This window comes from Paenibacillus dendritiformis (assembly GCF_021654795.1).
GTDB lineage: Bacteria > Bacillota > Bacilli > Paenibacillales > Paenibacillaceae > Paenibacillus_B.
Map to the genome: position 1 here is coordinate 6,482,501 of NZ_AP025344.1, position 12,930 is coordinate 6,495,430.

Sequence of the window (12,930 nt, forward strand, 5' to 3'; positions counted from 1 at the left end):
CTAAACCGGAGAGCTTGCTCTCCGGGGTTGTGGGACGTCTCACATGGAGTCAGAAAGGTGTTTATTAGACGAAGAGGTCTGGAAAGGCCCGCCGTAGAAGGTAATAGCCCTGTACTCGAAAGTAAATGCCCTCCGAGACGGATCCCGAGTACCGCGGGACACGTGAAACCCCGTGGGAATCCGGCAGGACCATCTGCTAAGGCTAAATACTCCCTGGCGACCGATAGTGAAGCAGTACCGTGAGGGAAAGGTGAAAAGCACCCCGGAAGGGGAGTGAAATAGAACCTGAAACCGTGTGCTTACAAGAAGTCAGAGCCCGTTCTATGGGTGATGGCGTGCCTTTTGTAGAATGAACCGGCGAGTTACGTTTACGTGCAAGGTTAAGGTGAAAAGCCGCAGCCGCAGCGAAAGCGAGTCTGAATAGGGCGAATGAGTACGTAGGCGTAGACCCGAAACCGTGTGATCTACCCCTGTCCAGGGTGAAGGTGCGGTAACACGCACTGGAGGCCCGAACCCACGAATGTTGAAAAATTCGGGGATGAGGTGGGGGTAGCGGAGAAATTCCAATCGAACTCGGAGATAGCTGGTTCTCCCCGAAATAGCTTTAGGGCTAGCCTCGGAGGAAGAGTCGTGGAGGTAGAGCACTGATTGGGTGCGGGGCCCGCCAAGGGTTACCAAGCTCAGTCAAACTCCGAATGCCATGGACTTATTATCCGGGAGTCAGACAATGGGTGCTAAGGTCCGTTGTCAAGAGGGAAACAGCCCAGACCATCAGCTAAGGCCCCTAAGTGTACGTTAAGTGGGAAAGGATGTGGAGTTGCCCAGACAACCAGGATGTTGGCTTAGAAGCAGCCATCATTTAAAGAGTGCGTAATAGCTCACTGGTCGAGTGACTCTGCGCCGAAAATGTAACGGGGCTAAACGTACCGCCGAAGCTATGGATTGATGCTTGCATCAGTGGTAGGGGAGCGTTGTGTACCGGGTTGAAGGCAGACCGGAAGGACTGCTGGACTGTACACAAGTGAGAATGCCGGTATGAGTAACGAAAAGACATGTGAGAATCATGTCCGCCGAAAGCCTAAGGGTTCCTGGGGAAGGCTCGTCCGCCCAGGGTAAGTCGGGACCTAAGGCGAGGCCGAAAGGCGTAGTCGAAGGACAACAGGTTGAAATTCCTGTACCACCGCAGCCGTTATGAGCAATGGGGGGACGCAGAAGGATAGGGACGCGAGCTGATGGATGCTCGTCCAAGCAGTGAGGCTGGTCAGTAGGCAAATCCGCTGACCGTAAGGCTGGGCTGTGACGGGGAGGGAAAATTACAGTACCGAAGGTCTTGATTTCATGCTGCCAAGAAAAGCCTCTAGCCAGGTGAAGGTGCCCGTACCGCAAACCGACACAGGTAGGCGAGAAGAGAATTCTAAGGCGCGCGGAAGAACTCTCGTTAAGGAACTCGGCAAAATGACCCCGTAACTTTGGGAGAAGGGGTGCCCCGGTAGGGTTTATAGCCCGAGGGGGCCGCAGTGAATAGGCCCGAGCGACTGTTTAGCAAAAACACAGGTCTGTGCGAAGCCGTAAGGCGAAGTATACGGGCTGACGCCTGCCCGGTGCTGGAAGGTTAAGGGGAGTGGTTAGCCGTAAGGCGAAGCTATGAACCGAAGCCCCAGTAAACGGCGGCCGTAACTATAACGGTCCTAAGGTAGCGAAATTCCTTGTCAGGTAAATTCTGACCCGCACGAATGGCGTAACGACTTGGGCGCTGTCTCAACGAGAGATCCGGTGAAATTTTAATACCTGTGAAGATGCAGGTTACCCGCGACAAGACGGAAAGACCCCATGGAGCTTTACTGCAGCTTGATATTGGACTTTGGTACGGTCTGTACAGGATAGGTGGGAGCCTTAGAAGCCGGAGCGCCAGCTTCGGTGGAGGCGCCGTTGGGATACCACCCTGATCGTATCGGAGTTCTAACCTGGGACCGTGAAGCCGGTTCGGGGACAGTGTCAGGCGGGCAGTTTGACTGGGGCGGTCGCCTCCTAAAGAGTAACGGAGGCGCCCCAAGGTTCCCTCAGAATGGTTGGAAATCATTCGAAGAGTGCAAAGGCAGAAGGGAGCTTGACTGCGAGACCTACAAGTCGAGCAGGGACGAAAGTCGGGCTTAGTGATCCGGTGGTACCGCATGGAAGGGCCATCGCTCAACGGATAAAAGCTACCCTGGGGATAACAGGCTTATCTCCCCCAAGAGTCCACATCGACGGGGAGGTTTGGCACCTCGATGTCGGCTCATCGCATCCTGGGGCTGAAGTAGGTCCCAAGGGTTGGGCTGTTCGCCCATTAAAGCGGTACGCGAGCTGGGTTCAGAACGTCGTGAGACAGTTCGGTCCCTATCTGTCGCGGGCGCAGGAAATTTGAGAGGAGCTGTCCTTAGTACGAGAGGACCGGGATGGACGTACCGCTGGTGTACCAGTTGTCTCGCCAGAGGCATAGCTGGGTAGCCAAGTACGGAAGGGATAAGCGCTGAAAGCATCTAAGCGTGAAGCCCCCCTCAAGATGAGATTTCCCACATTGGTAAGACCCCTTGAAGACGACGAGGTAGATAGGTTGGAGGTGGAAGTGCAGCAATGCATGGAGCTGACCAATACTAATCGGTCGAGGGCTTATCCTAACGAAGATGATTTGATGATTTGCTTTCGCATTCAGTTTTTAAGGTACAAGGTCTTGATATGAGCATGTGAATCGCGTATAATACGGTGGACAGGCATTTTACATGCGATGTGGAGAGGTACCCAAGAGGCCGAAGGGGGCGCTTTGCTAAAGCGTTAGGGTGTAACAGCCGCGAGGGTTCGAATCCCTCTCTCTCCGCCACAGTGATTTACAACCTTTATAATATGGCGGCGTAGCTCAGCTGGCTAGAGCGTACGGTTCATACCCGTGAGGTCGGGGGTTCGATCCCCTCCGCCGCTACCAATTTCATAAGGACGCTTAGCTCAGCTGGGAGAGCATCTGCCTTACAAGCAGAGGGTCGGCGGTTCGATCCCGTCAGCGTCCACCATACTTCGCCGGTGTAGCTCAGTTGGTAGAGCGGCTGACTTGTAATCAGTAGGTCGTGGGTTCGACTCCTATCGCCGGCACCATTTAACCAAGGAGCTGTGGTGTAGAGGCCTAACATGCCTGCCTGTCACGCAGGAGAACGCGGGTTCGAATCCCGTCAGCTCCGCCATTTTAACTTTCGTGAGAGTGGCGACGCTTTATGTGCACCACTTTATTTTTTTGAAAAGTTAAATATTAGGCTCGGTAGCTCAGTCGGTAGAGCAGAGGACTGAAAATCCTCGTGTCGGCGGTTCGATTCCGTCCCGAGCCACCATTCAAATATGGAGGATTAGCGAAGTGGCCAAACGCAGCAGACTGTAAATCTGTTCCCGTACGGGTTCGGTGGTTCGAATCCATCATCCTCCACCATTTATAAGAGCCATTAGCTCAGTTGGTAGAGCACCTGACTTTTAATCAGGGTGTCGAAGGTTCGAGTCCTTCATGGCTCACCAGTTTTTTACTTCAAGACTTCAGTGGATGAACTGAAGTTTTTTTGTTTTCCGGCCGGGTTTGATTAGATCAAGCCCGGTCTTTTTTCGATCGGCAACCGGAAGAATTATGGCAGCCGTGTCTATATCGGCCGCTGAACGCCCGGTCTCATCACCTGTCCGGCAGCATATGAAGACAGCCTCTCAGATATGATACAATGGGAACAATAACGCAGAAGGATAAGACGGGTGGAGAGATTCGGTATGGATAAGCATGCGCTGCAGCAGCAGATTGAACATATATTGGCTACCTCTCTGGAGAAGCTGTCCGTGCCATCATCGACATGGAGGGAATGGGCCGGAGAAGACGCGATGGCGGACGGCCAGCCGGCGGTCCTGGCGAAGCAGGGGAACGCCTGGTATATGCTGTGGAAGCCGGGGACGTCGGCGACGGAAGTATTGAAGCTGGAAGGCCGGGAGCTTGCCGGGAAGGAACGGCAATGGCTTCAGCTTATTTTGCGGATGGAGCATCGTCCGAAGCCTTCGCTGGCGGCAACGGATATTAACGATGAGCAGCAGGCTCGCTTGTTCGGGCACTGGGTTGCTGACCGGGTTAAGGAGGGCGAGGCGAATGCGGAGGTGCCGGACAGTCTTTCTTGGAAAAGCAAGCTGTTCATTCAAGTCGTGCCGTTCCTGCTCGTCGCCGAGCATGCCCATCGGGAGGGGCCCGCTTATCAAGAATTGTACAAATTGCTCCGCTCTTACTTCGGCGGAGAGGTTATTCTCATTCCGCTGTCGGATAAGGAATGGCTCATTCTGTGCCCTGAGCAGTTGACTCAGCCTGGCTCCGGAGAAGACGAGAACGAAGAGCGCGAGACGATGGAAGAGCTCCTGACGTCCTACTGTCTCGGACTCTATGAGCTATTGTCAAGCGAATGGGTCGGAGAGAGCCACCTCACCATCGGATATCCGTTCACGCCGGTGAAGGGCATTCCGGGCGTCGTCTCACAATTGAGGGAGACGCTGTATTTGGGCCGGGCTTTTCACGTGACCGACACGATTCATCTGCCCTGGGAGCTGCATCTGGAGCGGCTGGTCAACAGCATTCCGGATGAGGTGCGGAAGCAGTTCCTGCAGAGGGTCGTCACGAAGGCGGACAGCTTCGCGGATCCGGAGACCATGGCGACACTGCAGCATTTTTTCCAGTTCGACTGCAGCGTGAGCGAGACCGCCAAGCGGCTGTACATTCATCGCAATACCCTTTTATACCGATTGGATAAAATCAAGCATGAAACCGGGCTCGATGTGCGTAAATTTTCCGACGCGGTCTTGGTGAAACTGATATTGCTATTGTATAAAGTAACAAAATAAGACGATCATTTTTTGTGCATATTGTGTATAGTTATTTGTACAGGGTTCCGATACAATAAGGGTAACCGATTTCAGGAATATACGTTAAGGGGGAAACGCACATGGCAGGCGTTCGCTTAGAGCATATTTACAAAAAGTACCCGGGATCCGATAATGCAACGGTAAAAGACATCAACCTCGATATTCAGGACAAAGAGTTCCTCGTACTGGTTGGTCCGTCCGGTTGCGGTAAATCGACAACACTTCGCATGATTGCAGGTCTGGAAGAAATCTCCGACGGGAAATTGTACATTGGCGACCGCCTTGTTAATGACGTGGCTCCAAAAGACCGCGACATCGCGATGGTATTCCAATCCTACGCGTTGTATCCGCACATGAACGTATACCAAAACATGGCGTTCGGTCTGAAATTGCGTAAGTTCAAAAAAGAAGACATCGACAAGCGCGTGCGCGAAGCCGCTCGCATCCTTGACATCGAGCATTTGCTGGATCGCAAGCCGAAGGCTTTGTCCGGCGGTCAGCGTCAGCGTGTCGCTCTCGGCCGCGCCATCGTTCGTGAGCCGCAAGTGTTCCTGATGGACGAACCGCTCTCCAACTTGGACGCGAAGCTTCGTGGACAGATGCGTTCCGAGATTACGAAATTGTCGAAGCGTCTGCAAACGACAGTTATCTACGTAACGCACGATCAGATCGAGGCAATGACAATGGGCGATCGGATCGTCGTTATGAAGGACGGCATCATTCAACAAGCGGCAGCACCTGACGTGCTCTACAACAATCCGCTCAACATGTTCGTTGCCGGCTTCATCGGCTCTCCTACGATGAACTTCATCAAGGGTTCCCTGGTCGAAGAGAACGGCACGACCCGCTTCAGAACGACAGGTCTCGACGTGGTTGTGCCAGCAGGCAAGGCGCAAGTGCTGAAGGAAAAAGGCTATCTTGGCAAAGAAGTCATACTGGGCGTTCGTCCAGAGGACATTCATGAAGAGCCAGTCTTCCTGGAAGCTTCGCCGAACACCGTATTTACGGCGTCGATTGAAGTGACAGAGAACATGGGTCATGAAATGTTCCTGTACCTGACCGGCATCGGTTCCGAGACGGTAATCGCGCGCGTAGACGGCCGCTCCAACTCGAGAGAAGGACAGAACGTCAAGCTTGCCATCGATATGAACAAAGTGCATGTTTTCGATACGGAGTCTGAATTGAACGTATTCGAAAACTAATCCGATATATGGAAAGCGGAGGTCTCCTAACTGGGAGCCTCCGCTTTTTGGCATATACGAGCGCACCGCGTGGCACGGCGAGGCCGGCAAGAACGCGGCGCGGTGATGCGCAGGTTGCATCTGCGGTTCCGCCTGAGTTCAGAACGTCAGATGAGTGGGAGTCAGGTGAATAGGGGAGCAGAAGAGTTGTGAGAGTTAGATGCCCTTGAGGGAGTCAAGTGAGATTTGGGGGCAGATGGGTTATGAGCGTCGGATGCCATGCGGGAATTAAATGAGAACTAGGGCAGATGAGCTACGAGAGTCAGGTGAGATCTGGGGGCTGATGGGTTATGAGCGTCGGATGCCATGCGGGAATTAGGTGAGAACTGGGGCAGATGAACTATGAGAGTCAGATGGCTTGTGGGAGTCCGGTCAGATCCGGGTGGCAACCTTAGGGAGAGTACACGTACTCAGGGTAACTAGCTTTTCTAGTGAAAATAATGCAAAATTACATCAATTTCCCCCATTTAAGGGTGATTTATGGGATATTCCTGCAAAAAGACATCTTTATTGCCTATATCATCACAATTCATCGCGGCTAGGCATGAAATTGATGTACATTTGCAGGATTTCCTTTGGAGGCTAGAAGCACCGGAGACAATCCTGCATTTATGCACTATTTTGGGTTAGGTTGAGTGTCATAAAATGCGTCCCCCGCTTAAGTCTGCTTGATAAGTGCAAAGCACTGTCGAAACGCGCGGAGATCCGCCTCTCTGGGACCGGACCGTCAAGTCATCGTCCGTGCCGTCCACTGTTGTCCTCTACAGCTCCCCTAATGCCCTCTCCTATCGACTGCGGTTTTCCACAGCTACCTAATGCCCTCTCCTATCGACTGCGGTTTTCCACAGCTACCCTAATGGCCTCTCCTATCGACTGCGGTTTTCCACAGCTACCCTAATGCCCTTTCCTATCGACTGCGGTTTTCCACAGCTACCTGATGCCCTCTCCTTCGACTGCGGTCCTCTACCGCCACCTACTGTCCCCACTATCGGCTGCAGCCTTCTATTGTCACCTACTGTCCGCGGAAGATCTCCACCTGCCTGCCGTGCAACGCTGCCTACGTATGAATCTCTTCCAACGGGGCGACCGTAAATTTGCTGTAGGTGACACCCTTCAAGGTCGTCATCTGATCGCTAAGCGCCCGCAGCTCGCTGCTCTTTCCCTTGACGACAATCATCTCCAGGCAGTTGTCCTGATCGAGATGGAAATGCGTCGTGGCCAATATCGAATCATGCATCTCATGCTGAATCCGCGCCAAGTCCTCCAGCAGGTTCCGGTGATGGTGGCGGTAGAACAGCAGTATGCAGCCGGCGACGATCTTGTCTTCCGCCTCCAGCGACTGCTTCACCAGCGCGTCGCGGACCAGATCGCGAAACGCTTCCGATCGGTTCTCATATCCTTGCTCCTTGATCGACTCATCGAACTTGTCCAACAGCTTCCCGTCCATGGATACGCCAAAGCGCTTTAGATTCGATTCATTCATGGGACACCTCTTACTTACACGCTTTTTCTTATTACTGTACCACAAAATAAAGCAAGAGGGCATGCCCGGCAAACATAGGCATACCCTCCCCCGTTTTTAATTCATATCCCACTCTTCGATGTTCCACAGCACGCCGGAACCGTGATGGCCCAATGGACGATCGCCGACGCCGGTGACTTTCTTGCTTACGCCGTAGAGCGCGTCAATATACACGAGGTAGGCGAAGGCGGGATCCTCGTTCAGCGCTTGCTGGAATTGGCCGTACAGCTTCCGTCTTTTCTCGCGATCCGGCTCGATGCGCGCTTCCGTGAGCAGCCGGTCGACCTCGGCATTGCGATAAGCCCCGTAATTGTACAGTCCGTCTGCGCTCTGGCTGCTGTGGAAGACCGGATAGGTATGATCATCCGGATCGAACTCGCTCCCCCAGGCGATCATGAACGTATCCGCCTGATCGAAGTGAATAGCGTTCCAATCGAGCGGCTTCGGAATCACGGAGATGCCGACCGCTTTGAGCTGCGTGCTGATCGCGTTGACCAGGGCGACCCGTACAGTATCGGTGGCGGGCGCGACAAATTCGAATTCGAAGCGCTTTCCGTCTTTCGTCAAGATGCCGTCCTCGCCAGGTGTCTTCCTGAAGCAGCCTTTTCGCTTCCTCCGGCCGGTATTCCGCCCCTTCCGGATACGGGGAGTTGGCCCATGACTTTTGCAGCGGCCCGTAAGCCGGCTCCCCATGTCCGAACAGAACGCCCTGTACCAGCGCCTTGCGGTCGATGGCGGCGCTGATGGCTTGGCGGACGCGCGCGTCTTCAAACAAAGGATTGCGGAAATTGTACAGCATCCCGCGATAGTCCACGGTCTTCATCTGTATGACCCGGAATGGATCCTGCTCCTTCACGCTGTCCCGTTGGTTCAGCTCGACAAAGGCGAGATCCAGTTCTCCGGTCTTGAGCTGAAGCAGGCGGGTATTCGGATCCGGGACAGGACGAACGAGAATCTCATCAAGCTTGGCCTTGGTGCCATAGTAGGTATCGCTTCGCACCAGCTCGATCGTCTTGTCCGCTCTCCACTCCCGGAGCTTGAACGGCCCGTTCCCAACCGGCTTGCGGTTGAAATCGGAGGTATGAATATCCTGGCCCTCCAGCACATGCTTCGGAATGAGACCCAGCTTCAGCTTGTGAAGGAGCGGCGGGAACGGGTGGGCCAGCGTAATCCGGATTTCATCCGCCGCCAATACATCCACCTGCCGAATCTCCGTGAAGTCTCCGCTCATCGGTGAATTGGTCTGCGGGCTCAACAGCGTATCGAGCGTAAACTTGACATCTTCGGCGGTGACCGGCTCCCCGTCATCCCACTGTGCATCGGTTCGCAGCTTGAACGTATAGGTCAACTGGTCGTCGGAGACGGTCCAGCTCAAGGCAATATCCGGCGCGGCTTCATTGTCCGATGTCGGGCGGGTCAATCCGCGGAACAGCATCGAATCGACATCATGCTCGTCATTCAAGATCGGATTCAGCTTCTCGACTTCCTTCTCCGCGCCATACACGAGCCGCTTCACCCCGGCAGCAGTCTGCCCCGATGCTCCCCCCGGCGCTTGGCCTGAGGGCGCATGAGCCGCCGGCGCAGGCCCGGAACAGGCCGCCAGGAGCATGCCGACCAGGCAGAGAAACGCGAGCAGGGATGGATATCGTAGCTTCATTTATATCTACTCCTTACCATGGATTAAGTTCAATGCAATTGAATCCGGCTCATATCGCTCCGCCGCCCATCGGGCGCCCGGAATCGATGCGAGCATGCGCTTCGTATAAGGATGGTCCGAAGCAGACAAGTCCGAGGCCGGAAGCTGCTCCACCAGCTCGCCCCGATACATGACCATGACGCGATGGCAGAGGTGGGCAGCGGCTCGAAGGTCATGCGTGATGAACAGGACGGCCATGCCGGTGCGCTCGTTCCAGGACCGGATGAGCCCCAGCATCTGCCGCTGCAGCGTCATGTCGAGACTGGCGAAGGGCTCGTCCAGGATAAGCAATCTCGGCTCCAACAAGAGCGCCCGGGCCAGCGCGGCGCGCTGCCGCATGCCCCCGGACAGCTCGTGGGGATACCGGTCGAGCAGATCCGGGGACAGCCCCGTCTCGCGGGCGATTGCCCGAATCCGTTCGGCGGCGGAGCCGGGAACGCGATTCCGCCGCGGCTGATAATCGAGTCCTTCACCGATAATCCGGCCGACCCACCAGCGCGGATCGAACGAAGCGAACGGATCCTGATGAACCCACTGGACGGAAGGCCCGACGGTTCCCTCTTCCCCGGCAAGGGACCACTCCAAGGTGCCGCGATCCGGCCGCTCCAGCTCCAGCAGCAAGCGGGACAGCGTGCTTTTGCCGCTGCCGCTCTCGCCGATGAGGCCGACCATCTCGCCGCGGCGAATCGCGAAGGACGCCTCGCGGACGGCCGGCACCGGGGCGGCACGCCGCAGCCAGCGGCGTCCGGCGCGGTAGGTCTTGGTCAAGCCGCTCGCCACCACGACCAGCGGCCCGTCCGGCAGCGGCTTCGCGCCCGGGGCGGAGAAGGAAGCATAGTCCTCGACGAGCTGCCGGGTATACGGGTGATTCGGACGTTGAAGCACCCGCGCGGCGGGCCCGGATTCGACTATCATCCCGCGCCGCATGACGAGGACCTCGTCCGCGATCTCGGCGACGACGCCCAGATCGTGAGTAATGAACAGGACGGCGCCCCCGGTTCGAGCGCTCCATTGGCGTATGAGGCGCAGGATGTCGGCTTGTACCGGCATGTCAAGCGCGGTCGTCGGCTCGTCGGCGATCAGCAGCTCCGGCTCCGCAGCCAACGCGAGCGCGAGCTGCACACGCTGCCGCATGCCGCCCGACAGTTCGTGAGGGTAGGCGTCATATACTCGTTCCGGCTCGGGAAGCTGCATATCCCGAAGCAGTTGCAGCGCCCGCTCCTTCCCCTCGGCGCGGGGAAGCGGCGTATGTATCGCGAGCAATTCCGCGAAATGGCGACCGATGCGGTGCAGCGGATCGAAGGTTCCGCTCGTATCCTGGAACACGTAGCCGACCCGGCTTCCCCGATAGCGCTGAAGCTGGCGGGGATGGAGCTTCAGAATATTCTCTCCCTTGAAGCGGATGGAGCCGGAAGTGATGGCTCCGCCGCGCGGGAGCATGCCGAGCAATGCCTGGGCGGTGACGCTCTTCCCTGATCCGCTCTCGCCGATGAGCGCCGTCACGCCCCGCCCGGGCAAGGTGAATGACAGTTGAGTCAATATGTCGTCGTCTATGCCAGCCGTGGACGGAAGGGTTAACGTCAGATCGCGCACCTCCAGCAGCGGTTGAGTCATCGTCGATCCCTCCGATAGAATTGCGGGCTCCCCCATCGCTGTTGCCCGTCATCGCCCAGGAAGGTGACGGCCAGCACGGTGAGCGCAATGCCCAGACCGGGGCAGACCGCCGCCCACCAGGCTCCGGACAGCAGATGATTCTGGGCCCCTGCCAGCATATTGCCCCAGGAGGGCTCATGCGGAGGAATCCCCAGGCCGAGAAAGCTGAGCGTCGACTCCGACAGGATGGCATGGCCGATTCCGGTCGTCGTCATGACGAGTATCGTCGGCAAGCAGTGGGGGGCGAAATGCCGGACAAATAATTGAACGGGACTGGCCCCCATCACGGCGGAAGCTTGAATGAATGCTTCTTCTTTGAGGGCAAGAATCTCGGTTCGAATCAGCTTCGCCAACGGCATCCAGCCGGTCAGGCCGATAACGAGCACGACCGTCACCATGCTTGGCTTGAGCAGAGCCTGCAGCCCGATCATGAACAGCAGGCTCGGGATGCTGAGCAGGGCGTCGGCGGCCCGCATCAGGATGCGGTCGATCCAGCCGCCGCAGTAGCCGCTGATCATGCCGTAGGCCACGCCGGCCAGCAGCGAGACCAATGCCGAAGCGCACCCGACCGCCAGGGAGACGCGGCCTCCGTACAGAAACCGGGTCAACACATCACGCCCCATCTCATCCGTCCCCAGCAGATGGGCAGGTTGAGGCGGCAGCAAAATCGCGTCCAGTTGGACATCGACCGGATGGTAGCCGGTCAGAAGCGGAGCAGCTGCGGCGCATAGGGCCAGTACAGCCAAGTACAGAACAGATAAGTTCGTCATCCAGCGGCGGGACTTCATGGCGCTCTCCCTCCTGACAACAGCTGCCGCCGAATCTGCGGATGGTACCAGGCGCAGAACAGGTCGATCAGGAGGCTTCCGGCCACGACGACGAAGGTGCTGAGCAGAATGGCGGCCAGCAGCACGGGGTAATCATGGCTTTGCGCCGATTTGAGCGCAAGCATGCCTAGTCCGGGCCAGGAGAACAGCGTTTCGATAACGACCGATCCGGCAAAAGTTAAAGATAGGGACATGCCGATATAAGATAAGAAAGGAAGCGCCGCATTCGGCAGCATGTGGCGGAAAATGATTCGATGCCGGGAGACGCCGCGCATGCGCAGGGCCCGCACAAATTCTTTGTCGTTGATGACGGTAACGTGATTCCGCAATAGTCGAATGTAATAACCAATATGTGACAGCGCGAGGGCGGCGGCAGGCAGCGCAAGATGCCGGAGCCGTCCGATCCAGCCTTCCATGCCGCTGCCCATTCCGGCGATGGGGAACCATTGCAGCGCAATGGAGAACACCAGAATCAAGCACAGAGCGAGGTAGAAGGTCGGAAACGACATGAGCACGAGACTGACCGCAGTCACCGTGCGATCCATCTTCGAGGAAGGCCTCAAGCCTGTCATCGTACCGAAGAGGAGGGAGAGGAGAAGAGTAAGAAATGTCCCGGCCAGCATAAGCTGCACCGTCGGGCCGATGGCTTGGCCAATCAGGACGTCGACGCGTTCGCCGTTCAGATAGGAGCGTCCCCAATCGCCTTGGATCATGCCCTGCAGCCACTTGACGTACTGCAAATAGAGCGGCTCGTCCAGACCGAGGTTGGCGCGTATGCGCAGCTGATCGGCGGGGGTAAGCTTCTGAACCTGATCCCCATAGAGCGCCATGGCTGGATTACCCGGCAGCAGACGAATAAAGATGAAGACGAGCAGGCTGACGATCAGCAAGACGATAACGGCCTCGCCCGCCCTGGAAAAGAGATATCTCAGCAAATCAAACCTCCAATCTGCGGATATCCCGTAACACGAATCATGCAACAAGTAACACTATAGCATGGTGTCACGATTTGGTAAATACGTAACACTGAAAATTGGAGGACTCTGCACAAAATATTCATATATGGAAACGATCATGAAAAAACAATCC

8 protein-coding genes, 8 tRNA genes and 1 rRNA gene (1 of these 17 running past the window's edge) are annotated in these 12,930 nt (G+C 56.3%); 11 read left to right on the forward strand and 6 right to left on the reverse strand.

Annotation, left to right across the window (positions count from 1 at the left end):
- From L6439_RS28855 to L6439_RS28905, 11 genes are all read left to right on the forward strand, one after another.
- Positions 1-2,657 (forward strand): 23S ribosomal RNA (locus L6439_RS28855); it begins 271 nt to the left of the window's first position.
- 111 nt (positions 2,658-2,768) lie between these two features.
- A tRNA-Ser gene (locus L6439_RS28860) sits at positions 2,769-2,857 on the forward strand.
- A 25-nt stretch (positions 2,858-2,882) separates the two neighbouring features.
- Positions 2,883-2,959, forward strand: a tRNA-Met gene (locus tag L6439_RS28865).
- A gap of 9 nt (positions 2,960-2,968) precedes the next feature.
- Positions 2,969-3,044, forward strand: a tRNA-Val gene (locus tag L6439_RS28870).
- A gap of 6 nt (positions 3,045-3,050) precedes the next feature.
- A tRNA-Thr gene (locus L6439_RS28875) sits at positions 3,051-3,126 on the forward strand.
- A 9-nt stretch (positions 3,127-3,135) separates the two neighbouring features.
- Positions 3,136-3,212: transfer RNA gene (locus L6439_RS28880), tRNA-Asp, on the forward strand.
- Between the two features lie 68 nt (positions 3,213-3,280).
- A tRNA-Phe gene (locus tag L6439_RS28885) sits at positions 3,281-3,356 on the forward strand.
- A gap of 9 nt (positions 3,357-3,365) precedes the next feature.
- Positions 3,366-3,451 (forward strand) — tRNA-Tyr (locus L6439_RS28890).
- Between the two features lie 7 nt (positions 3,452-3,458).
- Positions 3,459-3,534, forward strand: a tRNA-Lys gene (locus L6439_RS28895).
- A gap of 240 nt (positions 3,535-3,774) precedes the next feature.
- Positions 3,775-4,881: a PucR family transcriptional regulator gene (locus L6439_RS28900; protein ID WP_168181761.1), complete on the forward strand. Its 1,107-nt coding sequence runs from the start codon at positions 3,775-3,777 to the stop codon at positions 4,879-4,881.
- Between the two features lie 101 nt (positions 4,882-4,982).
- Positions 4,983-6,104 (forward strand): ABC transporter ATP-binding protein, encoded by a 1,122-nt coding sequence (locus L6439_RS28905; protein WP_168181762.1) that lies wholly within the window; start codon positions 4,983-4,985, stop codon positions 6,102-6,104.
- Between the two features lie 1,096 nt (positions 6,105-7,200).
- Here the strand turns inward: L6439_RS28905 and nikR are convergent.
- The 6 genes from nikR to L6439_RS28935 form a co-directional block, all read right to left on the reverse strand.
- Positions 7,201-7,626 carry a nickel-responsive transcriptional regulator NikR gene (gene nikR, locus L6439_RS28910; protein ID WP_168181763.1) on the reverse strand — a complete coding sequence of 142 codons (426 nt, stop codon included), beginning with the start codon at positions 7,624-7,626 and terminating at the stop codon, positions 7,201-7,203.
- 96 nt (positions 7,627-7,722) lie between these two features.
- Positions 7,723-8,061: a hypothetical protein gene (locus L6439_RS28915; RefSeq protein WP_237096681.1), complete on the reverse strand. Its 339-nt coding sequence runs from the start codon at positions 8,059-8,061 to the stop codon at positions 7,723-7,725.
- Complete coding sequence (locus tag L6439_RS28920; protein WP_237096682.1) at positions 8,027-9,322, reverse strand: ABC transporter substrate-binding protein; 1,296 nt, start codon at positions 9,320-9,322, stop codon at positions 8,027-8,029. Before L6439_RS28920 ends, L6439_RS28915 begins: the two co-directional genes overlap by 35 nt.
- Before the next feature lie 6 nt (positions 9,323-9,328).
- Positions 9,329-10,975, reverse strand: a complete 1,647-nt coding sequence (locus L6439_RS28925; RefSeq protein ID WP_213468447.1) for an ATP-binding cassette domain-containing protein — start codon at positions 10,973-10,975, stop codon at positions 9,329-9,331.
- Complete coding sequence (locus tag L6439_RS28930; protein ID WP_213468448.1) at positions 10,972-11,802, reverse strand: ABC transporter permease; 831 nt, start codon at positions 11,800-11,802, stop codon at positions 10,972-10,974. Before L6439_RS28930 ends, L6439_RS28925 begins: the two co-directional genes overlap by 4 nt.
- Complete coding sequence (locus L6439_RS28935; RefSeq protein ID WP_213468449.1) at positions 11,799-12,776, reverse strand: ABC transporter permease; 978 nt, start codon at positions 12,774-12,776, stop codon at positions 11,799-11,801. Before L6439_RS28935 ends, L6439_RS28930 begins: the two co-directional genes overlap by 4 nt.
- Positions 12,777-12,930 lie beyond the last annotated feature (154 nt).